General features: G+C 50.9%; 25 protein-coding genes. 9 read left to right on the top strand and 16 right to left on the bottom strand.

Features of this window, described 5'->3' with window-relative positions; genetic code table 11:
* Positions 1-3: 3 nt before the first annotated feature.
* On the bottom strand, positions 4-1,002 hold the full coding sequence (gene zipA / locus BZK42_RS19430; protein WP_016153923.1) for a cell division protein ZipA: 999 nt from the start codon (positions 1,000-1,002) through the stop codon (positions 4-6).
* A gap of 230 nt (positions 1,003-1,232) precedes the next feature.
* Here zipA and cysZ point away from each other — a divergent pair, with 230 nt between their 5' ends.
* The 5 genes from cysZ to crr all read left to right on the top strand — a co-directional run bounded on the left by cysZ (position 1,233) and on the right by crr (position 6,093).
* Positions 1,233-1,994, top strand: coding sequence for a sulfate transporter CysZ (cysZ, locus tag BZK42_RS19425; protein ID WP_016153924.1), 762 nt, complete (start codon positions 1,233-1,235; stop codon positions 1,992-1,994).
* Between the two features lie 163 nt (positions 1,995-2,157).
* Positions 2,158-3,129, top strand: a complete 972-nt coding sequence (gene cysK, locus BZK42_RS19420) for a cysteine synthase A (protein ID WP_005121957.1) — start codon at positions 2,158-2,160, stop codon at positions 3,127-3,129.
* A gap of 383 nt (positions 3,130-3,512) precedes the next feature.
* On the top strand, positions 3,513-3,770 hold the full coding sequence (ptsH, locus tag BZK42_RS19415) for a phosphocarrier protein Hpr (protein WP_002913505.1): 258 nt from the start codon (positions 3,513-3,515) through the stop codon (positions 3,768-3,770).
* A 45-nt stretch (positions 3,771-3,815) separates the two neighbouring features.
* Positions 3,816-5,543: a phosphoenolpyruvate-protein phosphotransferase PtsI gene (ptsI, locus tag BZK42_RS19410; protein WP_016153925.1), complete on the top strand. Its 1,728-nt coding sequence runs from the start codon at positions 3,816-3,818 to the stop codon at positions 5,541-5,543.
* Positions 5,544-5,583: 40 nt separating this feature from the next.
* Entirely contained in the window at positions 5,584-6,093 is a 510-nt protein-coding gene (gene crr / locus BZK42_RS19405) for a PTS glucose transporter subunit IIA (RefSeq protein ID WP_000522253.1), read from the top strand.
* A 77-nt stretch (positions 6,094-6,170) separates the two neighbouring features.
* Here the strand turns inward: crr and BZK42_RS19400 are convergent, their stop codons facing one another.
* Together BZK42_RS19400 and pdxK are read right to left on the bottom strand one after the other, a co-directional pair.
* Positions 6,171-6,410, bottom strand: coding sequence for a hypothetical protein (locus BZK42_RS19400; protein WP_016153926.1), 240 nt, complete (start codon positions 6,408-6,410; stop codon positions 6,171-6,173).
* Entirely contained in the window at positions 6,407-7,273 is an 867-nt protein-coding gene (gene pdxK / locus BZK42_RS19395) for a pyridoxine/pyridoxal/pyridoxamine kinase (RefSeq protein WP_047499829.1), read from the bottom strand. Before pdxK ends, BZK42_RS19400 begins: the two co-directional genes overlap by 4 nt.
* Positions 7,274-7,355: 82 nt before the next feature.
* Between pdxK and ptsJ the strand changes: the two genes are divergently transcribed.
* Positions 7,356-8,648 (top strand): MocR-like B6 salvage transcription factor PtsJ, encoded by a 1,293-nt coding sequence (gene ptsJ / locus BZK42_RS19390; protein WP_080859847.1) that lies wholly within the window; start codon positions 7,356-7,358, stop codon positions 8,646-8,648.
* Between the two features lie 13 nt (positions 8,649-8,661).
* A complete protein-coding gene (locus BZK42_RS19385) occupies positions 8,662-9,378 on the top strand; it encodes a type 1 glutamine amidotransferase (RefSeq protein WP_047358216.1) in 717 nt (238 codons plus the stop codon).
* Between the two features lie 91 nt (positions 9,379-9,469).
* On the opposite strand, the gene cysM is transcribed toward BZK42_RS19385, so the two are convergent.
* The 7 genes from cysM to BZK42_RS19350 form a co-directional block, all read right to left on the bottom strand.
* Positions 9,470-10,381, bottom strand: coding sequence for a cysteine synthase CysM (gene cysM, locus BZK42_RS19380; RefSeq protein WP_016153930.1), 912 nt, complete (start codon positions 10,379-10,381; stop codon positions 9,470-9,472).
* 118 nt (positions 10,382-10,499) lie between these two features.
* Complete coding sequence (cysA, locus tag BZK42_RS19375; protein ID WP_049282272.1) at positions 10,500-11,597, bottom strand: sulfate/thiosulfate ABC transporter ATP-binding protein CysA; 1,098 nt, start codon at positions 11,595-11,597, stop codon at positions 10,500-10,502.
* A complete protein-coding gene (gene cysW, locus BZK42_RS19370; RefSeq protein WP_016153932.1) occupies positions 11,587-12,462 on the bottom strand; it encodes a sulfate/thiosulfate ABC transporter permease CysW in 876 nt (291 codons plus the stop codon). Before cysW ends, cysA begins: the two co-directional genes overlap by 11 nt.
* Positions 12,462-13,295, bottom strand: a complete 834-nt coding sequence (cysT, locus tag BZK42_RS19365) for a sulfate/thiosulfate ABC transporter permease CysT (protein ID WP_080859845.1) — start codon at positions 13,293-13,295, stop codon at positions 12,462-12,464. Before cysT ends, cysW begins: the two co-directional genes overlap by 1 nt.
* Positions 13,296-14,312 carry a sulfate ABC transporter substrate-binding protein gene (locus BZK42_RS19360; RefSeq protein ID WP_047358217.1) on the bottom strand — a complete coding sequence of 339 codons (1,017 nt, stop codon included), beginning with the start codon at positions 14,310-14,312 and terminating at the stop codon, positions 13,296-13,298.
* Positions 14,313-14,468: 156 nt separating this feature from the next.
* Positions 14,469-15,260, bottom strand: coding sequence for an SDR family oxidoreductase UcpA (gene ucpA / locus BZK42_RS19355; RefSeq protein ID WP_016153934.1), 792 nt, complete (start codon positions 15,258-15,260; stop codon positions 14,469-14,471).
* A gap of 174 nt (positions 15,261-15,434) precedes the next feature.
* Complete coding sequence (locus BZK42_RS19350; RefSeq protein WP_016153935.1) at positions 15,435-16,091, bottom strand: FadR/GntR family transcriptional regulator; 657 nt, start codon at positions 16,089-16,091, stop codon at positions 15,435-15,437.
* Positions 16,092-16,235: 144 nt separating this feature from the next.
* Between BZK42_RS19350 and BZK42_RS19345 the strand changes: the two genes are divergently transcribed.
* Positions 16,236-17,552: an anaerobic C4-dicarboxylate transporter family protein gene (locus tag BZK42_RS19345; RefSeq protein WP_016153936.1), complete on the top strand. Its 1,317-nt coding sequence runs from the start codon at positions 16,236-16,238 to the stop codon at positions 17,550-17,552.
* A gap of 121 nt (positions 17,553-17,673) precedes the next feature.
* Here the strand turns inward: BZK42_RS19345 and BZK42_RS19340 are convergent, their stop codons facing one another.
* The 6 genes from BZK42_RS19340 to BZK42_RS19315 form a co-directional block, all read right to left on the bottom strand.
* The gene (locus tag BZK42_RS19340) at positions 17,674-18,990 is read right to left on the bottom strand and encodes an anaerobic C4-dicarboxylate transporter family protein (RefSeq protein ID WP_016153937.1); all 1,317 of its coding nucleotides are present in this window, start codon (positions 18,988-18,990) and stop codon (positions 17,674-17,676) included.
* Positions 18,991-19,052: 62 nt separating this feature from the next.
* Complete coding sequence (gene argH, locus BZK42_RS19335; protein WP_019077352.1) at positions 19,053-20,429, bottom strand: argininosuccinate lyase; 1,377 nt, start codon at positions 20,427-20,429, stop codon at positions 19,053-19,055.
* A gap of 456 nt (positions 20,430-20,885) precedes the next feature.
* Positions 20,886-21,785 carry a porphyrinogen peroxidase gene (yfeX, locus tag BZK42_RS19330; RefSeq protein ID WP_016153939.1) on the bottom strand — a complete coding sequence of 300 codons (900 nt, stop codon included), beginning with the start codon at positions 21,783-21,785 and terminating at the stop codon, positions 20,886-20,888.
* A gap of 94 nt (positions 21,786-21,879) precedes the next feature.
* A complete protein-coding gene (locus BZK42_RS19325) occupies positions 21,880-22,455 on the bottom strand; it encodes an RpoE-regulated lipoprotein (protein ID WP_016153940.1) in 576 nt (191 codons plus the stop codon).
* Between the two features lie 59 nt (positions 22,456-22,514).
* On the bottom strand, positions 22,515-22,964 hold the full coding sequence (locus BZK42_RS19320) for a DUF2919 domain-containing protein (RefSeq protein WP_016157098.1): 450 nt from the start codon (positions 22,962-22,964) through the stop codon (positions 22,515-22,517).
* Positions 22,951-23,376, bottom strand: coding sequence for a GNAT family acetyltransferase (locus BZK42_RS19315; RefSeq protein WP_003038048.1), 426 nt, complete (start codon positions 23,374-23,376; stop codon positions 22,951-22,953). The genes BZK42_RS19320 and BZK42_RS19315 overlap by 14 nt, the downstream gene beginning before the upstream one ends.
* A 211-nt stretch (positions 23,377-23,587) precedes the next feature.
* Here BZK42_RS19315 and amiA point away from each other — a divergent pair, with 211 nt between their 5' ends.
* Positions 23,588-24,457: an N-acetylmuramoyl-L-alanine amidase AmiA gene (gene amiA, locus BZK42_RS19310; protein WP_016153942.1), complete on the top strand. Its 870-nt coding sequence runs from the start codon at positions 23,588-23,590 to the stop codon at positions 24,455-24,457.
* Position 24,458 lies beyond the last annotated feature (1 nt).

Below are 24,458 nucleotides of genomic sequence, written 5' to 3'. Positions count from 1 at the left end.
AAATCAGGCGCGAGATTCTTTAACTTCGCGGATGCGGTCCTGATACTCGCGCAGTTTCTGCGGCGTCATCATGCGACGTTGATCGTCGAGCACCACACCACCCACTTCATCGGCAATGTGCTGTGCAGACTGCAGCATCAGCTTAAAGTTTTGCAGCTCGTCCCCGTAGGACGGAACCTGCATAAAAATAGTCACGCCAGGGGTGCTGAAGTCGCCCGTCATTTCTGGGTCAAACGTTCCCGGATTAACCATATTAGCGAGGCTGAACAGCGACGGACCGCTGCCATCCGGGCTCAAATGACGATGGAAAATATTCATATCGCCAAATTTGAAACCGGCCTGCTGAATGCTGTTGAGCAGCACTTCCCCGTTGAGCTCGCTACCATGATGAGCCGCAACGTTCATAATGATGACCGCTTCTTTACGCTGCGGTTTTTCAGCAACAGGCGCTTCTTCTACTACCGGCTCAGGCTGCGGTTGATGTTCAACGACAGGCTCTGCTGGCTGGAAGGTCTGCGGCGCAGGTTGCGGTGCTTGCTGAGCAGGTTGCTGAACCTGCGGGGCAACAGGTTGCTGCACAGGTGGCTGCTGAACAGGCTGATGTTGCACCGGCTGCTGCGGTTGTACAGGCTGCTGCGGCTGCTGAACATGCGGCGGCGGTACCGGCGCTTGTGCAGGCTGCTGCGCAGGCTGACGCGGCTGAGCAGACGCATAAGGCGGCTGGTACTGGTGTTGCGGCGACTGAGGAGGAACACCATGTTCCTGCGCATTACCGGGAGCATGATTCACACGATGAACGCGAACTTCACCCACGCCTTCGTCTTCCTCGACGTTGTCGTCGAACGAATCCTCGTCTTCACGTTTAGACTTCATGCGTTTCAGTGGGCGATCGCGGAATATAGAAGACCGCTCTTTACGGCTAGTCCAAAAACCATGTACCAGTAAAGCGATTATGGCGATCGCGCCAACAATGATTAATATCAGACGCAAATCCTGCATCATTATATTCTCTGTTGTTCTAACACCTTGCCACCACGGCAAACATTTACTCACTAAGAGTATTTGTCGATTACGCCAAGTGCAAGTGTACTCTTGGCTTTCACGGCATAAAGATGAACAAAATTGTGCTTTTTGCTGTTTTTTCGAACATTTCCGAACAGCTTAACGCTCAACAACCCGGTAAGATACGCACAGTTTACCAGAGCTTATATAACAAGGAGTACGTCCTGACCATGGTTTCATCATCTGCAGTTGTACCTCGCAGCGGCCTTTATTACTTTTCTCAGGGATGGAAGCTCATCACCCAACCGGGCATTCGTCGTTTTGTTATTCTGCCTTTGCTGGTGAATATCCTGCTGATGGGCGGCGCATTCTGGTGGTTATTTACACAACTCGGTAACTGGGTTCCCGCGCTGATGAGTCACGTCCCTGACTGGCTTCAGTGGCTCAGCTATTTACTGTGGCCGATTGTGACCATTTCCGTGCTGTTGGTGTTCGGCTACCTGTTCTCCACTATCGCCAACTGGATCGCCGCACCGTTTAACGGTCTGCTGGCTGAACAGCTGGAAGCGCGCTTAACGGGCGCAACACCGCCCGACACCGGCATTCTCGGCATTATGAAAGACGTTCCGCGCATTATGAAACGCGAATGGCAAAAGCTGGCGTGGTATCTCCCGCGCGCCTTTGTGTTGCTGATTCTCTATTTTATTCCAGGCATTGGGCAGACCGTCGCCCCGGTCCTGTGGTTCCTATTCAGCGCGTGGATGCTGGCTATTCAGTACTGCGATTATCCTTTTGATAACCATAAGGTGCCTTTTAAGGAGATGCGCGTCGCGCTGCGCACGCGCAAGGTGACCAATATGCAGTTTGGCGCGTTGACCAGCCTGTTCACCATGATTCCGGTGCTCAATCTGTTCATCATGCCGGTAGCGGTTTGTGGTGCCACGGCGATGTGGGTAGACTGCTATCGTGCTAAGCATGCGTTATGGAAGTAATGCAAAAATGTGTAAAAGCGGGCTGGCTTATGCCCGCTCTTATTCCATACTGCTACGCATTATTTCTCATCAGCATATAGATATGCGAATTCCTTACTTCCCCATACTTTCTCAACAGGTATGCTGAAGCGGTATCCCAATTTCATACAGTTAAGGACAGGCCATGAGTAAGATTTTTGAAGATAACTCGCTGACTATCGGTCATACGCCGCTGGTTCGACTGAACCGTATCGGTAACGGACGCATTCTGGCGAAGGTGGAATCACGCAACCCAAGCTTTAGCGTCAAATGCCGTATCGGTGCCAATATGATTTGGGATGCCGAAAAACGTGGTGTACTGAAACCGGGCGTTGAGCTGGTAGAACCGACCAGCGGCAACACGGGGATTGCGCTGGCCTATGTTGCCGCCGCCCGTGGTTACAAACTGACTCTGACCATGCCGGAAACCATGAGCATTGAGCGCCGCAAGCTTTTAAAAGCGCTGGGCGCGAACCTGGTGCTGACTGAAGGCGCAAAAGGTATGAAGGGCGCAATTCAGAAAGCGGAAGAAATCGTAGCCAGCGATCCGGAAAAATTCCTGCTGCTGCAGCAGTTCAGCAACCCGGCGAACCCGGAAATTCACGAAAAAACCACCGGCCCGGAAATCTGGGAAGATACCGATGGCCAGGTTGATGTCTTTATTTCCGGCGTTGGCACCGGCGGCACGCTAACTGGCGTGACCCGTTACATTAAAGGCACTAAAGGCAAAACCGACCTGATCACCGTCGCGGTAGAACCTACTGACTCCCCTGTTATCGCCCAGGCATTGGCGGGTGAAGAACTCAAACCTGGCCCGCATAAAATTCAGGGTATTGGCGCGGGCTTCATTCCTGGCAACCTTGATCTGAAGCTTATCGATAAAGTCGTTGCCATTACAAATGATGAAGCTATTTCTACCGCGCGCCGCCTGATGGAAGAAGAAGGTATTCTGGCAGGGATCTCTTCTGGCGCAGCCGTGGCTGCCGCGCTTAAGCTCCAGGAAGATGAATCCTTTACCAATAAGAATATTGTGGTTATCCTACCGTCATCGGGTGAGCGTTATCTGAGCACTGCACTGTTTGCCGATCTCTTCACAGAGAAAGAACTGCAACAGTAATGCCAGCATGTTAAAAACGCGTAAAAAAGCACCCTTTGGGGTGCTTTTTTGTGGCCTGCTTCAAATTTTCAACTCTCCTGGCATTGATTCAACCCGCCGGAACTGGTATTTAACCAAACTAATTATTTTGATGCGCGAAATTAATCGTTACAGGAAAAGCGCTAGCTGAATCGATTTTATGATTTGGTTCAACTCTTCCTTTCGCGGCATAATGTTTAATGACGAACGAAACGTCAGCGGCAAGAAGTTGCCAGCAACGGATTGCACCGAACTCCTTTTGTGTCGCGTCCAGTTTACGCCGATGCTAACAATACAGGCTAAAGTTGAACCGCCAGGCTAGACTTTAGTTCCACAACACTAAACCTATAAGTTGGGGAAATATAATGTTCCAGCAAGAAGTTACCATTACCGCTCCGAACGGTCTGCATACTCGCCCTGCTGCTCAGTTTGTTAAAGAAGCAAAAGGCTTTACTTCTGAAATTACTGTGACTTCCAACGGCAAAAGCGCTAGCGCCAAAAGCCTGTTTAAACTGCAGACTCTGGGCCTGACTCAGGGTACCGTTGTCACCCTGTCCGCAGAAGGTGAAGACGAGCAGAAAGCAGTTGAGCATCTGGTTAAACTGATGGCTGAACTCGAGTAAGTTCAACGAGTTCTTTTAAATATCAGTCACAAGTAAGGTAGGGTTATGATTTCAGGCATTTTAGCATCCCCGGGTATCGCTTTCGGTAAAGCATTGCTGCTGAAAGAAGACGAGATCGTCATTGACCGGAAAAAAATTTCTGCCGACAAGGTTGATCAGGAAGTTGAACGTTTTCTGAGCGGTCGTGCCAAGGCATCTGCGCAACTGGAAGCGATCAAAACCAAAGCTGGTGAAACGTTCGGTGAAGAAAAAGAAGCCATCTTTGAAGGGCATATCATGCTGCTCGAAGATGAGGAGCTGGAGCAGGAAATCATAGCCCTGATTAAAGATAAGCACATGACGGCTGATGCAGCTGCGCATGAAGTTATCGAAGGTCAGGCCACAGCCCTTGAAGAGCTGGATGATGAATACCTGAAAGAACGTGCGGCTGACGTACGTGACATCGGTAAACGCCTGCTGCGTAACATCCTGGGTCTGGCTATTATCGACCTGAGCGCTATTCAGGAAGAAGTTATCCTGGTAGCCGCAGACCTGACCCCGTCAGAAACCGCACAGCTGAACCTGAACAAGGTGCTGGGTTTCATCACCGACGCGGGCGGACGGACTTCCCATACTTCTATCATGGCGCGTTCTCTGGAACTGCCAGCCATCGTAGGTACGGGTAGCGTCACCTCTCAGGTTAAAAACGACGACTATCTGATTCTGGATGCCGTAAACAACCAGGTTTACGTCAATCCGACCAATGAAGTTATTGAGCAACTGCGCGCCGTTCAGGAGCAGGTTGCTACCGAAAAAGCGGAACTCGCTAAGCTGAAAGATCTCCCGGCTATCACGCTGGACGGACATCAGGTAGAAGTTTGCGCCAACATCGGTACCGTTCGTGACGTTGAAGGCGCTGAGCGTAATGGCGCCGAAGGTGTTGGTCTGTACCGCACCGAATTCCTGTTCATGGACCGTGAATCGCTGCCGACTGAAGAAGAACAGTTTGCCGCGTATAAAGCCGTTGCTGAAGCCTGTGGCTCTCAGGCGGTCATCGTCCGTACCATGGACATCGGCGGCGATAAAGAGCTGCCGTACATGAACTTCCCGAAAGAAGAGAACCCGTTCCTGGGCTGGCGTGCCGTACGTATCGCCATGGATCGTAAAGAGATCCTGCGGGATCAGGTTCGCGCAATCCTGCGCGCCTCTGCTTTCGGCAAACTGCGCATCATGTTCCCAATGATCATCTCTGTTGAAGAAGTGCGCGCACTACGCAAAGAGATCGAAATCTACAAACAGGAACTGCGCGACGAAGGTAAAGCATTTGACGAAAGCATTGAGATTGGCGTGATGGTGGAAACACCGGCAGCGGCAACAATTGCGCGTCATTTAGCCAAAGAAGTTGATTTTTTTAGTATCGGCACCAATGATTTAACGCAGTACACCCTGGCAGTTGACCGTGGTAATGATATGATTTCACACCTTTACCAACCGATGTCGCCATCTGTGCTGACGCTGATCAAGCAAGTTATTGATGCTTCTCATGCGGAAGGCAAATGGACTGGCATGTGTGGTGAGCTTGCAGGCGACGAACGTGCTACACTTCTGTTGCTGGGGATGGGTCTGGACGAATTCTCTATGAGCGCCATTTCTATCCCGCGCATTAAGAAGATTATCCGTAACACGAACTTCGAAGATGCGAAGGTGTTAGCAGAGCAGGCTCTTGCTCAACCGACAACGGACGAGTTAATGACGCTGGTTAACAAGTTCATTGAAGAAAAAACAATCTGCTAATCCACGAGATGCGGCCCAATTTACTGCTTAGGAGAAGATCATGGGTTTGTTCGATAAACTGAAATCTCTGGTTTCTGATGATAAGAAAGACACCGGAACTATTGAGATTGTTGCTCCGCTCTCTGGCGAGATCGTCAACATCGAAGACGTGCCGGATGTAGTTTTTGCTGAAAAAATCGTTGGTGATGGCATCGCTATCAAACCAACCGGTAACAAAATGGTCGCCCCTGTTGATGGCACCATCGGCAAAATCTTTGAAACCAACCACGCTTTCTCTATCGAATCCGACAGCGGCATTGAGCTGTTTGTTCACTTCGGTATTGATACCGTTGAACTGAAAGGCGAAGGCTTTAAGCGCATCGCTGAAGAAGGTCAGCGCGTCAAAGTGGGCGACCCGGTTATTGAATTCGATCTGCCGCTGCTGGAAGAAAAAGCCAAGTCTACCCTGACTCCGGTTGTTATCTCCAACATGGACGAAATCAAAGAGCTGATCAAACTGTCCGGTAGCGTGACAGTGGGTGAAACTCCGGTTATCCGCATCAAGAAGTAATTCTTGCTGCTGAGAAGAATGGCGCCTGATGGCGCCATTTTTTTTATCTGGCAGACCTCAAAATCTGCCGGATAGCGCTAAATTTGTGAGGTGACTGGTCGGTAACACGCCTCGCGCATCAGGATTTTCATCCCTTCCGGCCCGCTTTCCAGCATCCGTCGCTCCGAATCCGCCACTAACAGTTCACAATTGTAGCCACCCGCGATGCCAAACATGGCCCGCGCCACACAGATATCTTCCAGCGCCGTTGCCCCGCTGGTGTCAAAATGTCCAACCATACGCCCATTCTGGCGAACCACCAGCCGGTAACTCTTCATCGCGCCTCCCCTGCCGGTGGCAGAATTAACTCATCACAACCGCACAGATTGGTCCATTTCATCACTTCCAGTACGCGCTGTGCTGCATCGTGCGTCGCGGTTGTCAGCGCTTTACCCAGCACAATACCGCTCACCAGTTCAGCACAAAACAGATCGCCAGTTCCCTTCAGATCCGTTTTAACCCGTGGATGAGCGAACACCTCAACCGTTTCAGCCGTCACTACCGCCACGTTAATAATATCTTCGCTATCCCCCGGCGCGCTGGTGATCACCACCCATTTCAGCGTTTCGGTAAGCAGCGATTGCGCCGCCGTGATGGCTTCATCAAGCGTACGACACGGCTTTCCGCTCAGCATTTGCAGTTCAAACACGTTCGGCGTCAGTCCCTGAGCCAGCGGCAGCAGGTGCTGACGGTAGGCCTGCGGAATTTCAGCTTTTACATACATACCGCTGTCCGTATCGCCAATCACCGGGTCGACCAAAATGCACACTGTCGGATGCGTAGCCCGCACCGTTTTCAGCCACTGTGCTAACAGAGCGATTTGCTCTGCACTGCCCATATAGCCTGTAGTCACCGCCTTCAGCTCGCGCAAAGCATCACGCTCATTCAAGGCGCGGAGATACCCGCTAAACCAGTCGGCCGGAATAACGCCGCCGTAAAATGTTTCATAATGCGGGGTATTGCTGAACAGCACCGTTGGCACTGCCGTCACGCGTAATCCCTGCGCTTTAATGGCCGGAACGGCGATGCTATTGCCTACGCTGCCATAGACCACCTGTGACTGGACGGCGACGATATCGGTCTGTAACGCCCGATGCTTGTCGCCGAAGAGCACTGACTGAATATCACTCCCCTGCTCCATAAATTTCTCCTCTCGCTGGACAGCGGGCTTACGCCTCACTATTATCGTCATATGCTAAAATTCATTTTGTCATAGGTCAATAATGATCGACGGAAAAACCGCTAACGAAATTTTTGACAGTATTCGTCAACATGTCGCTACAGGCACGTTGGCAGCAGGAGAAACGTTGCCGCCGGTGCGAGAACTGGCAACAGCATTGAACGTTAACCGTAATACTGTCGCGGCGGCTTATAAACGCCTGGTCACCTCCGGGCTGGCACAAAGCCAGGGACGTAACGGCACGGTAATCAAGGGGATTTCAGCCCCCGTTGCGCTGGAAGGTGGCAATCCGGATACCGCGCTTATCGATCTTTCCGGCGGTAATCCAGCCCCCGCGCGTCTTCCCGACCTCAGCCGTTATTTCGCGCAAATAAATAAGAATCCTCGTTTGTACGGTGATGCCGCTGTATCACCCGGCCTTGAGGCGTGGGCCGCGCAATGGATGCAAGATGCGATGCCAGCCACGGGAGAAATTGATATCACCAGCGGCGCCATTGATGCCATTGAGCGCCTACTGTGCGCCCATTTACTGCCTGGCGACAGCGTTGTGGTAGAAGATCCATGCTTTTTGAGCAGCATCAACATGCTACGTTATGCCGGATTCTCCGCCAGTCCGGTCAACGTTGACAGCGAAGGCATGCAGCCAGACATGCTGGAAATCGCGCTACAGAAAGGCGCGCGGGCGGTGATTCTGACGCCGCGCGCCCATAATCCGACAGGATGCAGTCTGAGCGCATCCCGCGCGGCGCAATTGCAGGAAATCCTGGCCCGCTATCCCCAGACGCTGGTGATCGTCGACGACCACTTTGCGCTGCTGTCCGCATGCCGTTGGTATCCGGTGATTGCGAAGGAAACCACGCACTGGGCGATTGTCCGCTCAATGTCGAAAACTTTAGGCCCGGATTTACGCCTGGCCATCGTTGCCAGCGATCCACTCACTTCCGCGAAACTGCGTTTACGGCTCAACGCCGGCAGTCAGTGGGTCAGCCATCTGCTGCAGGATCTGGCCTGCGCCTGCCTGAGTGACGAGACTTATCAACACACGCTGGCGCAAACTCAGCAGTTTTACGCCGCCCAGCAGCAAAAGCTGGCAGCGGCTCTGCGGCTTCATGGCATTACGCTGCCCGACAGCGACGGTCTTAATCTGTGGCTGCCGCTAGAAGATAACAGCCAGGCGATCGCTTTTGCGCTGGCAAAGTCCGGCTGGCTGGTACGTGAAGGCGAAGTGTTTGGCGTCAATACGCCTGCGCATGGCTTGCGCATTACGCTGTCAACATTAGCAGACAGCGACATTGATAAGCTGGCGACTGATATCCATCAGGCGCTAAAGCGCTAACAGGAGAGAAAAAGTGCGAGTTCATTTTGTTATTCATGAGTCTTTCGAATCTGCTGGCGCGTACCTGCCGTGGGCCGAATCACGCGGCTATACCATCAGTTGGTCGCGCGTTTACGCCGGAGAAACTGTTCCCGCTAATGCCGATGGCTTCGATATGCTGGTGGTATTTGGTGGGCCGCAGTCACCCCGCACCACACTCGCAGAGTGCCCATACTTTGACTCTCAGGCAGAGCAGCATCTGATAAATCAGGCGATTGCGGCACGAAAAATCGTGGTGGGGATCTGTTTGGGGTCGCAGTTAATCGGCGAAGCACTGGGCGCGAAGGTGTGCCAAAGCCCGGAAAAAGAGATTGGTCACTATCCGATCGCCCTGACCGAGGCAGGCCAACAGCATCCGTTGTTCAGCCATTTCGGCTCACCGCTCAACGTGGGTCACTGGCACAATGACATGCCGGGATTAACCGACCAGGCGACAATTCTTGCCACAAGCGAGGGATGTCCGCGACAAATCGTACAATACGGTAATTTCGTCTATGGTTTTCAGTGCCATATGGAGTTTACCGCCGAAGCGGTCGAAGGATTAATTCAGCACTCTGCGCAAGAACTGGCCGAAGCGAAAGGGAAACGCTTTATTCGCGCTGTTGAAGAGATGCGCACCTGGGATTACCAGCAGATGAATGAGACGCTGTGGCAATTCCTTGATAAGTTGGTAGAAAAACGTAACGATTGAACAGTGCGGGCCGGAGAAGACGCTTTGCGTCGTCATCCGGCGATCCTGCCGTACGGTTGCCTGCTAGCGCTACGCTTATCAGGCCGACAAATTAAATACCTAATCCCTGGCTGAAATGCTCTTCGCCAAAGACCCCGGTGGAAAGGTAGCGATCGCCGCGATCGCAGATGATCGCCACCACCACCGCCCCCGGTGTCGCGCGCGCCACGCGTAACGCGCCCGCAACCGCGCCGCCAGAACTCACTCCGCAAAAAATCCCTTCGCGAACGGCCAGTTCACGCATGGTGTTTTCCGCATCGTTCTGATGAATATCCAGCACCTCATCCACCAGCGAGGCGTTGAAAATGCCCGGCATATATTCCGCAGGCCAGCGACGAATGCCCGGAATACTACTGCCTTCTTCCGGCTGCAGGCCAACGATGGTGACGGGTTTGTCCTGTTCACGCAGAAAACGCGATACGCCGGTAATGGTGCCTGTCGTCCCCATGCTGGAGACGAAATGGGTAATACGGCCTGACGTCTGCTGCCAGATTTCGGGTCCGGTAGTCGTGTAGTGCGCATACGGGTTATCAGGATTATTAAACTGATCGAGAAGTTTACCTTCTCCGCGCTGCGCCATCTCAAGGGCTAAATCACGCGCCCCTTCCATCCCCTGCTCTTTGGTCACCAGAACCAGTTCAGCCCCGTAAGCACGCATCGCCGCACGTCGCTCCTGGCTCATGTTGTCTGGCATCAGGAGCTTCATGCGGTAGCCTTTCAGCGCGGCAATCATCGCCAGCGCAATACCCGTATTACCGCTGGTGGCCTCAATCAGCACGTCGCCAGGCTGAATTTCCCCGCGCTTTTCCGCTTCAACGATCATCGACAACGCCGCGCGGTCTTTCACCGAACCTGCGGGATTATTGCCTTCCAGCTTGACCCAAATTTCACTGCCGTTATCCGCCGTCAGACGTTGTAATTTCACCAGAGGCGTATTGCCAATTGTTTGTTCTAATGTGTTCACGTTTTCAGCTCAATAAAATGCCGGGTGGCGCTGCGCTTACCCGGCTTACAGGTCATGCACCACCCGTTAAGCCCGGTAAGCGCAGCGCCACCGGATGATAACTATACGAATTAACCTATCAGGCACTTTGCGCCAGGGCAAGTTCCTCTTCACGCGTTTCAATACGCTGGTCGCCATTATACAAACGCGCATTTTGCAGCCCAACAAACAGACGTTCGCCGCGGTTCGGGGAATCATCGCCCTGCATAATCACCGTCAGCGGTTCGTTATACCACCCCAAGGGTTGCACAACTAATTGGGTGTAGTGTCCTTTCGGGCTGGCTTCCAGCACCTGTACCGGCAACGGCGAATCCAGACTGGTACGACGGCTGACGTCCACTTCCCACGGACGCAGGAACAGATCCACCGGGCCCTGATAGCCAGGCGTATAGCCCAGCGGCCAGCGATGTGCGCCCACGTGGAATTGTCCACCGCGAATCGTCCCTTGCAGGCGGTTAACTTCACCCATAAATTCCAGGACAAAACGGGTAGCCGGTTCGCGCCATACCTGATCGGGCGCATCGGCCTGCTCGATATGACCCTGGCTCATCACCACCACGCGGTCTGCGACTTCCGTCGCTTCTTCCTGATCGTGGGTAACAAACACGCTGGTGAACTTCAGCTCTTCATGCAACTGACGCAGCCAGCGACGCAGTTCTTTACGCACCTGAGCATCGAGCGCGCCAAACGGCTCGTCGAGCAACAAGATCTGCGGCTCTACCGCCAGCGCACGCGCCAACGCCACGCGCTGCTTTTGCCCACCGGAAAGCTGTGCCGGGAAACGGTCCGCCAGATGAGCCAGTTGAACCATCTCCAGCAGTTTGATCACCTTTGCTTTGATCGTCGCCGCATTCGGGCGCTCCCGCCGTGGCAGAACAGTCAGACCAAAAGCGATATTGTCGAAAACGGTCATATGACGAAACAGCGCATAGTGCTGAAACACGAACCCCACCTTACGGTCGCGGGCGTGCAAACGACTGACATCAGTGCCGTGGAAACGGATATGCCCGCTGGACTGATGCTCCAGCCCGGCGATGATGCGCAGCAGCGTGGTTTTGCCCGATCCGGAAGGCCCCAACAGAGCGACCATCTGACCTGAAGGAATATCCAGCGAGATATCGTTCAGCACCTGGGTGCGACCAAAAGACTTCTTAATATTGGCAATCTCAATGCTCATGATTTTCCTCCTGCTGCGCGCGTTTCTCCTGGTTTTCCAGGCGCCATTGCAACATGCTCTTCAAAAACAGGGTAATAATCGCCATCAGCGTTAATAGCGCCGCGGCGGTAAAGGAGCCGACTGTGTTGTAGTCCTGCTCCAGTAATTCAATCTGTAACGGCAAAGACAAGGTTTCACCGCGAATCGAGCCAGAAACCACCGATACCGCGCCGAACTCGCCAATCGCACGGGCGTTGGTCAGCACCACACCGTACAACAATGCCCAACGGATATTCGGCAGCGTAACGCGACGGAACATTTGCCAGCCGGAGGCGCCAAGCAGAACCGCCGCCTCATCTTCATGGCTGCCCTGGCTTAACATCACCGGCACCAGTTCGCGCACCACAAACGGACAGGTCACAAACACCGTTACCAGCACCATTCCCGGCCAGGCAAACATAATTTGCAGGTTGTGTTCATCCAGCCATCCGCCAAGCGGGCCGTTAGAGCCGTAAAACAGCAGATAGACCAGGCCGGCGACCACCGGTGAAACGGCAAACGGAATATCCAGTAACGTGAGCAACAACTGGCGTCCAGGGAAGTTAAATCGGGTCACCAGCCAGGCCAGTAACACGCCAAACACCAGGTTCACCGGCACCGCAATCAGCGCAATCAGCACCGTCAGCCAGATGGCGTGCAGCATGTCCGGATCAGCCAGGTTGTGTAATACCGGCATCAACCCCTTGCTGAACGCCTGCACGAAGATGTAAACCATCGGCACCAGCAAAATAAAGGCGGATACCAGCATGCCCGTGCCGATCAGAAACCATTTCCCCCAGTTGATGCGGGGTGCGCCATAACGTTTCAATTGGGTAATGTCTGCCATCAGTGACCTACCACGCGTCGACCAAAGCGACTTTGCAGGGTGTTAATTGAAAACAGCAGCAGCAACGAAGCCCCGAGGATCACAGATGCAATCGCGCTGGCGGCCGGGTAGTCAAACTCCTGCAAACGAACAAAAATCATCAGCGAGGTCACTTCCGTTTTCCATGCGATGTTTCCGGCGATAAAGATAACAGCGCCAAACTCACCGAGGCTGCGGGTAAACGAGAGCGCAACGCCCGCGACTAGCGCGGGAGACAGCTCCGGCAGTACCACTTTACGAAAGCTCTGCCAGCGCGTAGCGCCGAGCGTTTCCGCCGCTTCTTCATACTCCGGACCTAACTCTTCCAGCACCGGCTGCACGGTACGCACCACGAATGGAATGCTGGTAAAAGCCATCGCCACCGCAATGCCAAGCCAGGTGTAGGTCACTTTAATATCCAGCTTCGCCAGCCACTCGCCGTAGAAACCATTGACCGAAAACAGCGATGCCAGCGTCAGACCTGCTACCGCCGTAGGCAACGCAAACGGCAGATCCATCAGCGCATCCAGCAGCGTACGGCCCGGAAAGCGATAGCGGGTTAAGATCCACGCCATCAGCAAACCAAACACGCCGTTAAAAATCGACGCCACAAGCGCCGACAGCAGCGTCACTTTATAAGCCGCCACCACCTGCGGGTTGGTAATCACATCCCAGTATTGCGCCCAGCTCATTTGCGCCAATTGCATCACCAGCGCGCTAAGCGGCAGCAGCAAAATCAGGCAGACAAACAGTAAGCTGGTGCCCAAACTTAAGGTAAAGCCGGGCAGTACGCGTCGGGAAGAAACAGCAAACATTTACTTACGCCCCGCCGCCAACAGTTTGTCCAACTCACCGCCGCTGACAAAGTGCGTTTTCATTACCTCAGGCCACGAGCCAAACCTGTCTTCCACGCGGAAAAGTTCGGTCTGCGGGAATTTATCCTGCAGTTTGTCCATCACCTGCGGATTATTCACGCGGTAGTAGAAATCGGTAATGATGGTTTGCGCCTGCGGGCTGTACAGCCAGTTCAGGTAAGCTTTTGCCGCTTTTTCAGTACCGTTAGCCTGCACATTTTTATCTACCCAGGCCACCGGGAACTCCGCCAGAATGTTGACCTTCGGCACCACCACTTCGAAGCCCTGGTCTTCATACTGTTTACGGATGTTGTTCACTTCTGATTCAAAGGTGATCAGCACATCGCCCAGGCCGCGTTCCACGAATGTGGTGGTTGCCCCGCGACCGCCGGTATCAAACACTTCCACGTTTTTCAGAAACTGGGTCATGAACTGTTCAGTTTTGGCTTTATCCCCACCATCCGCTTTATCTGCCGCGCCCCACGCAGCCAGATAGGTATAACGCGCGTTACCGGAGGTTTTCGGATTCGGGAAAATCAGTTTCACGTCCGGGCGAACCAGGTCGTTCCATTCGTGGATATTCTTCGGGTTACCCTTACGCACCAAAAATGCCATGGTGGAATAGAATGGCGAACTGTTATTCGGTAGACGGCTTTGCCAGTCGGTCGGGATCAGCTTGCCTTTGTCATGCAGGATCTGTACATCGGTCACCTGGTTATAGGTCACCACATCGGCTTTCAGCCCCTGCAGAATCGCCAGCGCCTGTTTTGATGACCCGGCATGAGATTGTTTAATCGTCAGTTTATCACCGCCGTTATCCTTCGCCCATTGCTGTTCAAACGGCGGGTTAAGGGCGGCAAACAGCTCGCGAGAGACATCGTATGAACTGTTCAGCAGCTCCGTTGCCTGCGCCTGACCCACCAGCAGCAGCATTGCTGCCAGCGTCAGGGTTCTTTTTTTCAGTAAGTTAACGGCCATTGCGCACCCTTATAAATTTAATGACTTTCTTATGGTCATCATATTTATAACCAGTGCTAAAGGAGTAACGGTTTTATATACCGTTTGATGATTTGAAAGTTGAAAAGAGAATAAGGGTACCTCCTCCCCAGCGCACGGGGAGGAGACCGGCATCAATCAGACGCCGACGCTAACGCTTTCAGGCAGGGTGCTGCCGCCATCAATCACGTTTTGCGTGCCAGTCAAGTAACTGGACTCATCCGACGCCAGGAATGCCGCCAGTTCACCAACCTCAAGTGGGCAGGCCAAGCGGCGCATCGGGATCGCTTTTGCCATTTCGACTAATACGGATTCAGGATCCTCCGGATTAGACTGACGAGCGATATTTTCCGCCATCGGCGTACGAACGTAGCCCGGGCAAATAGCATTAACGCGAATGCCGGACTGCGCGTATTCCACCGCCAGAGATTTGGTCAAACCGATGATTGCGGCTTTCGACAGCGCGTAGGCCGTTTCGCCCGGATCGGCAACCATATCGCCGGTCACAGATGACATCATCACGATGCGCCCGTCTTTGCGCGCAATCATCTCCGGCAGAACGGCTTTCGTCACGTTCCAGACACCTTTAATGTTGATATCAATGTGGAAATCGCGATCTTCATCGCTCATATCAAGGAAGTTGCCGAGGCGACATACGCCCGCATTGTTGACCAGAATATCGATTTTGCCTTCAATCTTCTTCGCGCGTTTTACCGCTTCCGTGACCGACGCAAAATCTCTGACGTCAGCGTGTACGGCGGTGCAACGGTGCCCGCGCCCAGCCAACTCATCCGCCAGTTTTTCAATCTCATCGGAGATATCCAGCAGGATTAAGTTCGCGCCATGGCGGGCAAATGTTCTGGCGATCCCTTCGCCAATACCCTGAGATGCGCCCGTAATCAATGCTGTTTTGCCCGTGAGTTTTCCCATTTCAATATTCTCCTTTTGAATATGAAGCATTCGCTTCATTCACGCAGAAGATACAGCAATAACAAATAAGTGCTGAGGAATAGCTCACTAAATCAGGTTAATCTCATGTAAAAAAAGTCCCCGGCATTGCGGGGACCCAACAGTAAACATGCTCTGACCAGGTTAACAGAAGACTTACAGCCGTTTTTCCAGCAAATGTGCTCTCATCAACTCCGATGCCATCTGCGCATCCCCTTTTTTAATATGAAGCAGTATTTCCCTCTGTTTTGCCGCCGTATCAAGAAAATACTGACGATCGTTCGCAGGTAACGACTCCCTTGTTTTCTCAAAATAAGTAATGAGGACATCAGAGAAAACCTGCAGCACCCGGTTGCCACTCGCCTGTAGCAAGAGCAAATGAAAATCTCTATCGTGACGATCGGCCACCTGGGGGTTATCCGCATTCTCTTCAATAAGCCTTAGCTCATTTTCAAGTTTGGAGAGCATCGCCGGAAAAATTCTACGCGTTGCCAGAGGAATAATCGCGCACTCAATCAGGATCCTTGCCTCTGTAAATTCTGTGATATCAAACCCAGACAAATCAAACTGCATTAACAACTGGTGATTTATGTTGTGCTGTTCCAAATTCTTCAAGACGCTGCCACGACGAGGAGATCGTTCCAACATTCCCATCTGTACCAGTGTGCTGAGCGCCTGACGAACTTTATATCTTGATGTATTAAAACGAACGGCAAGCTCAGTTTCAGTTTCAATGCGACCATCAGCATTGCGGTTAGCATCATCAAGCAGATAATTTTTAATACTTTCAAACAGTTCGTTTTTGTTATCCATAAACACTCTCGGATTAAAGTGCTGCAAAACTGATGAGTATAAATAATCTAATAAGTTAGATTGCTTAATATACTGTTATGGTAAGATTATAGCCCCTATTATTCAAATTATACCAAGCCATTTGTTAATAAAAAGGAATTAATTATGGTGTTATTCGTAACTCAGTTTGCGATAGTACTTATATGTATCGGTATAGGTGGGCGTTTTGGTGGGATTGGCCTGGGGGCTGCTGGCGGGTTAGGACTCGCTATCCTGACTTTTGGTTTTGGACTCCCTCCCGACTCACCTCCTTTCACTGTTATTTCTATTATCCTTGCGGTTATCACTTGCATCACAATCCTCCAGGCGGCTGGCGGGCTTGATTTATTCGTTACGATGGCAGAACGGATCCTCAGAAAGTGGCCGGGCGCGATCACTTTCCTCGGCCCCGCAGTCGCTTACCTTTTTACTGCTATCTGCGGAACAGGATATGTTGCCTTTTCGGTTTATCCAGTCATTGCTGAAATTGCAGCAGATGCCAGGGTACGGCCAGAGAGGGCCATGTCGATGTCAGTAATCGCTGCCAATTTTGGGCTTATTGCCAGCCCGGTCAGTGCGGTCGTTACAGGGACAATTGCTGTCCTTGCTGGATTACATGTCTCTGCTTTAGATATCTTGTTAGTCACCGTTCCCGGAACGTTCCTTGGCTGCGTTGTCGGCTGCCTGTTCGTCTTTAAAAGAGGTCATGAGCTTAAAAATGATCCGGAATTCCAACGCAGGGTTGCTGAAGGTGAGTTTGAATCAGTAAAAGCTGAAGAGCGAACAGCCAATATAGTGACAAAAGAGGCGAAGAGAGGATTGCTGATTTTCCTTACCGGTATCATTCTGGTCGTACTTATGGGTTCAATTCCTGAATTACGTCCTGAGTGGAATAACGGTACCGGAATGGAGCGTATGAGTATCCCTACCACGCTGCAAATAGTTATGCTGACAACAGCATGTATTATTATGATGGTATGTCGAATTTCTCCGTCAAAACTCGATTCAGGTTCTGTTTTTAAAGCTGGTCTTGTGGGTGTTGTCGCCATATTTGGTCTGTCATGGATGATGAACTCCTTTTTTGAGGCATGGCACGAATTATTTAACACGGCTTTCCACGGTTTCCAGAATCCAGTCTTGTTCGGCATTATTGTTTTTGGTCTTTCAGCCGTAATTTATAGCCCCGCAGCGACTGCTGTAGCGCTACTCCCCGCTGGCGTGTTAATGGGATATCCGGCAGAAACCCTGGTCGCCCTGCTCCCGCTGACTTGTGGATCATTCATTATTCCAGGGGGGGCACAGATTGGCTGTGTGGCGTTTGATCGTACCGGGACAACTAGAATTGGCAAGTATGTGGTTAATCACAGCTACATGCTACCTGGTCTTGTCACCGTTGTAGCATCAACTCTTTTTTGCTTCCTTTTTTCCAAAATGCTGATGTAGTGAGAGAGCAATTTAATTGTGGTAAACCTTTTCTTCATGGCATCCTCCCTGAATGAATTCAGAGAGGATGCCTGGTACTCACTTCTGAATAGCACCACTGCAATTTTCCATAGAATGTACTTTACAGAACAACCTGAGCAATGAGATAAGCAAAAATTACCTGAGAGATAACCATCACAAAGCCCGGACGAATATAGCTATGGTTGACAACAAAGCGTCCAATCTTTGTGGTACCTGTTCGATCAAATGCAACACAGCCGATTTGATTTGCTCCAGGTATAATAAAGTCACCACAGGTACAAGCAAAAATAGCGATAAGAAACGGGGCTGGAATACCTAAGGTAACACCGAGTGGCATGATGGCGGCTACCGTCGCCGCCGGGCTCATAATGACCAGCGAGAACAAGAATACAACCACACCAAATAGCATTGGTGCATCATTGACAATACCACCAAAAACCTTAATCAGTTCTGGCTGATAGGCATCAAAAAACGTCGCCGTCATCCATGAAACACCGAGTATTGCTACCACTCCCATCAAACCTGCACGGAAGACTGAGCCGCTATTCAAGGTACTACTTGGTACTTTACTGACAATCATAATAAACAACGCGGCTGTCAACATGACCATCTGAATAACCATTGGGGTTGACAGTCTTTTTCCATCCCAGGAAGGGAGTAACTCAGTAAAAGAACCTAAAATAAGTACCAGTACCACACCAATCGCAAAGATAACGACACCTTTTTTAGCGCCAGCTGAAGCAACAAATTCTTTTTTCTGCTCAGTATGCATGAACTCATATTCGCCAGCAGCAACTCTCCTCTGGAATTCCGGATCATCCTCCAGCTCTTTTCCGCGTTTATAAACAGAAAAGCTGGTAACAATAGCTGCCATAAAGAATGATGGGAGAGCAATCGTCAGTATTTGCCCAAGGCTAATCCCGGCATATTCATGCAGAATAGCCAGCATCCCCGCGGTTGCCGCACTCATCGGACTGGCAGCAACCGCGACACTGGCCGCAATAACCGTTGCGGACAACGCTCGCTCCGGACGGACCTTTGCTTCAGCAGCTACTTCAGCGACAACCGGATACAAAGAGAAAGCAACGTAAGTAGTCCCACAGAATAACGTAAATATGGAAGTTAATATGGGGGCAACAAAAGTAATTGCCTGTGGTTTTTTACGGAGTAATTTTTCAGCCACGCGCACAAGATAATCAAGCCCACCAGCGGCCTGTAATACGCTGACAGCGCCAATCACACAAATAATAATTAGCATTGCAGTAATAGATGGTGCGGAGGGTTTTAGTCCAAAACCCAGAACTAATATTGCAACACCAAGTCCTCCACCAGCACCCAGCCCCATTCCGCCATAACGCCCGCCTATACCAATACAGGCGAGTACAATAAATAATTGTATAAAAAATAAAGCATCCATTTTTCACCTCAAAGCGTCTCCCGGATATTGCATCCGGGAGATATTAATTACTATGCTCGGGATTAGTTTAAATATGATTTAGCAATTTCAATCTGTTTTTTAACAGCATCAGTCCCTGTGCCACCATAAGACATTCTTGATTTAATACATGCTTCAAGAGATATACTCTCATAAATATCATTTTCGATTTTATCATCAAATGTGTGGAATTCATCCAGAGTAAGCTCTTCCAACATTTTTCTATGTTTTATACAGTAATTAACAGCACTGCCAACAATATGGTGAGCTTCTCTAAAAGGAATGCCTTTACGAACCAGGTAGTCAGCCATATCGGTTGCGTTTGAAAATCCTCTTGCCGCTGCGCTACGAGTATTATCTGAAAGAATAACCATTTTTTCGAGCATCGGCGCCATAATTTTCAGACTGGTCTGTAAGGTATCCATAGAGTCATAGACCTGCTCTTTATCCTCACTCATATCAGTATTATAGGCCAGAGGGATACCTTTCATAATGGTTAACATCGCCATTAGATTTCCGTACATACGCCCCCCTTTGCCGCGCATTTTTTCAGCCACGTCGGGGTTTTTCTTCTGTGGCATGATGCTGGAACCGGTACAGAAATCATCTGAAAGCTCAATAAATTTAAAATCCTGACTTGAGAATAAAACCAGTTCTTCTGACAAACGGGTAAGATGCATAAAGCACATAGCAGCGGCGGCAGTGAATTCAACCATATGGTCACGATCGCTGACAGAATCAATACTGTTTTCAGTCGGTTTGTCAAAGCCAAGCTCTTTAGCCGTGAAATCACGATCAATGGGGAAAGTAGTACCGGCAAGGGCTGCTGAACCTAAAGGGCATTCCCCCATGCGTTGATAAAGGTCTGCAAAACGAGTCCAGTCACGGCGTAACATCCAATAATATGCCATTATCCAGTGCGACAGCAGAATAGGCTGACCGGTCTGTAAATGAGTATAGCCAGGCATGATCGCATTAATGTTATTTTCAGCTTTGCTGATAATAACTTTTTGTAGATGAACGATATCCTGCTGAATTTCACGAATAGTCGATCTCATGTGCATTTTCGAATCGACAGTCGTCTGGTCATTACGACTGCGGCCGGTATGTAGCTTCCCGCCTACAGGACCAATTATTTCTGTCATACGTCTTTCTATCGCCATATGAATATCTTCATCAACGGTATCAAAAACGAATTGCCCTTCCTCAATCTCTTTATTGACCTGCCTTAACCCGCCAATAATCGCATTCGCTTCATCCTGCGTGATAATCCCCTGACGACCCAGCATAGTGGCGTGAGCAATACTCCCCTGAATATCAAAAGGGCAGAGACGTTGTTCCAGCATAATGGTCGCATTATAAGATTCGACCAGTTTATTTGTAGGCATATCAAAACGCCCACCCCATAATTTTGTAGACATAAAACCTCCAATGACCCTTTGTTGCAAAATAGTTAAATATGAATTCCATTATTTTTCGGTCATTTTCAGATTACAAGACAGTCATTTTAATTGTCAACAAATGAAGGCATTAAATCAATTTATAGCGAAATTAATTACACTTATTATTTATTTTGTTTTCATAAATTGCATTAAAAAATCTGATCTTCATCACATTTAAATTATGATTTAATTCAAATATATTCAGAATTTTTAAAGTAATAAATTGGTATTAATAGTTTATTAATTCTAAATGATTCCATTTAATACCGTTGTCATAACCGAGAAACTGGCAGATAAATAATAATGAACGTGGGAGGTGATTTTTCAGGATGAGCGTCAACGCGAGTGCATCATCAGCATGGCGGACGTTGGGTGATTCGGGGGAGAGCTATATTGTGCCAGATGGCGGCATCAGCGCCATCTGGCATCAAAAAATTACAGAGCCAGCAAACGATCCAGCGATGGCGCGAAATAATAGCCGCCGGTCACCGGTTTAGTGAAGCGCAGCATCGCATCGCGCTTGCCGTCAGTGTCGCCAAACATGCTCAGCAGTTGCTGCTCGATGTTGTGCAAACGGGCGCAATAGGCACAGAAATAGAGGCCGTGCGTACCGCTGGCGGTACCGTATGGCAGGCTTTGGCGCACAATTTTCAGTCCTTTACCATCTTCTTTGAGATCGACGCGGCTCAGGTGAGAAGTAACCGGACGGTCATCACCGTCGATCTCTTCGTTGGCTTCCTTGGTACGCCCAATCATCATTTCCTGGTCATGAATGCTCATGCGGTTAAGCTGCTTCAGGTTATGTTCCCAACGCTGCACAAACACATAGCTGCCACCAGCATCCACGCCATCTTTAATAACCGCGACTTCACGGCGCGTTTCAACGCCAGCCGGGTTTTCCGTTCCGTCAACAAAGCCGCTGAGATCGCGCTCTTCAACCCAACGGAAACCGTGGATCTCTTCTTTGACTTCAATACAGTCGCCAAAGGCTTCCATTGCCGCCTGTGCAACGGAGAAATTCACGTCATGACGCAAAGAGAGAATATGAATCAGCACATCATACTGGGTGGCTGGCGCAAGACCTTTACCGTAAGGGATAAAGTCTTTTAACTCTTCTGCGCCAACGCCGCCGCTCAGTGTACGCCAGGTGTTGTTGCCAAAAGCAACAACCGCGCCCAGATGCGCATCCGGGAACTTCGCTTCAAAGGTCGCCAGCTTATCGGCGAAGGTTTTGCTGGCCCCACGCAGGGCCTCAACGTCGCCTTTAACATTGGCTTCAATCCAAATCGCCGCACGGCAATGTTCTGGCAAAATGCCACTCTGAACCTGAGACATTGTTCCTCCTGAAAAAAAAGATGCCACGACATCGTGGCATTGATGGGCGCTATTCTACCTGTTTTTTTAACAAGCCGATTTGTTCAGACGCAAATTAACGCCGCCAGATAATTTTGCTTACTTTCCATGCTTTCAACGTATCGTCAGACGGCATTAAGCCCTCAGGCCCGCTCCACTCACCGGAAAAGACGTAGCTAATATGTTGACTTCCTTCAGCTTTGCATTCAACGCCCGCGCTGTCATCGCCAGTCGCCTTCTGACAATTACCAAAGGCTTTAGTGTAAAGGTCGCTAAACGGTGTACCGATTTCGACACCTGCAGAAGAGGGAATATCGCTGTCGACTACATCAATACGGCTAATCGTTCCCTGATTGCCATTGATGACCATCGCCAGCTTGTCATCTTTCATCGCTTCATAAAAGCGCACCACATTACCGTTATCGGTCTTCATCCCGCTACGCAGGCGGTAATCACCGTCCAGCGCATCAGCAATGGTTTTTTCATCCAGCGGCGTAGCGCCAGTCAACGCTCCGACGCCCTGCTCAGTGACCTGCGTTGAAGAACCAAACCAGTTCCACGGATTGGCGGCAGACCAGTTCACCGATGACAACGTTGAACACCCGGTCAATAGCAGCGGCATCGCGCATAAAGTCAAACGCAGTGATTTCATTTCACTTCCTTCCTTATTTATCAACGTTGCTTGGAGTCCGGTTTCGCCAAAAAGTGCCGTTATTCTTTCTCGAGGGAAAAACAGGCGCGCAGACGTTGATTAGTTAACAGCCAGATCAGCGCAACGACATCCGCCACCAGCAGCGCCAGCCCGACGCCGTTGACCGGATCGCCTGCCAGCCACATCACCGGCTGCCAGCACAGCAGCACCAGTTGAGCGAGGATCAGTAACCCGCGCAGCCAGCGCCATACCACCGGAAACGCAAAGCGTCGCCCGCTGAGTAAAAATGCCAATACCGCAGGAACGCCGGGAAGCAAACCCAGCCAGAAAGCGTCGTGATCGGGATAAAACAGATTCAGCAGCGTGTTGCCTTGCTCACGGGAAGAACCGGCAATCACAAACAGAACCCAGGTGCGCGCCTGCAGCAGCAGCACGCACCAGAAGAGAAAAGGCAGGCGCAGACGCCCATGAGCGTCATAGTCGGCCGGATGAAACTCAGTACTCTTCATCTTCGATCAAACGCTTGCCCAGATTGAGTACATCCGCATGTTCATAACCCAGACGTTCATACATACCCTGTACGACGTCATTATCGTCACGCACCATGATTTGAATCTTCGGACAACCGCGGGCAATGAGCTTTTTCTCCAGCCGGTTGAGCAGCGCATTGGCAATGCCGCGACCGCGAAACTCAGGATGCACGCCCAGGTAATAGGCCGAGCCGCGATGCCCGTCATATCCGCCCATCACCGTACCGACCACCTCGCCATTCACTTCAGCGACCAGGAACAAGCTGACGTCATGATTGACTTTACGCTCAATGTCCATTTCAGGGTCGTTCCATGGACGCAGCAAATCACAGCGCTCCCAGAGGGTGATCACCTCTTCGAAATCTTCCTGGCGAAAAACGCGTATTTCCATGGTATTGGGTACCTTTTCAGGACGTTAAAAAGCGATTATGGCGCGAACGGCTGATTTAGCCAATATCTGACGCGAAGCGGCGGAAAAAATGGCATAATACGGAATTGTCACGTATTGAAATGAAAAGTAAAACAATTCTTATCCCGATCCGTCGCAACGGACAACGCGATACGATATAACGTTTAGAACCTTTTTTTACAACTCAGGCCGTATGAGCACTTTTAAACCACTAAAAACACTCACATCGCGCCGCCAGGTGTTGAAAGCCGGGCTGGCCGCCCTAACGCTGTCAGGCATGTCGCAAGCCATCGCTAAAGAAGAAGCGCTTAAGACCAGCAATGGACACAGCAAACCGAAAGCGAAAAAAGCCGGCGCTAAGCGCGTTGTTGTCCTTGATCCGGGTCACGGAGGGATTGATACCGGCGCAATTGGTCGCAATGGGTCGAAGGAAAAGCACGTGGTACTGGCGATTGCCAAAAACGTGCGCTCGATTCTACGCAACCAGGGGATTGATGCGCGCCTGACGCGCTCCGGCGATACATTTATTCCGCTTTACGATCGCGTCGAGATCGCTCATAAGCATGGCGCTGACCTGTTCATGTCGATCCACGCCGACGGTTTTACCAATCCGAGCGCTGCAGGTGCGTCGGTCTTTGCGTTGTCCAATCGCGGTGCCAGTAGCGCCATGGCGAAGTATCTGTCCGATCGTGAAAACCGGGCCGATGAAGTGGCCGGGAAGAAGACCACCGATAAAGACCATTTGCTGCAGCAGGTGCTGTTCGATCTGGTGCAAACGGATACCATTAAAAACAGCCTGACGTTAGGCTCGCATATTCTCAAGAAGATCAAGCCGGTACATCGTCTTCACAGTCGCAGCACGGAACAAGCCGCCTTCGTGGTGCTAAAATCACCATCAATTCCGTCGGTACTGGTCGAAACCTCGTTCATTACCAACCCGGAAGAAGAACGTCTGCTAGGCACGGCGGCATTTCGCCAGAAAATCGCCACCGCTATCGCCAATGGCATCATCAGCTATTTCCACTGGTTTGATAACCAGAAAGCACACTCGAAGAAACGTTAAC

It is taken from the genome of Citrobacter braakii (genome assembly GCF_002075345.1).
In the GTDB taxonomy this organism is placed as follows: Bacteria; Pseudomonadota; Gammaproteobacteria; order Enterobacterales; family Enterobacteriaceae; genus Citrobacter; species Citrobacter braakii.
Note: the sequence above shows the minus strand (reverse complement) of the source record. Positions and strands in the feature narration are given on the sequence as shown.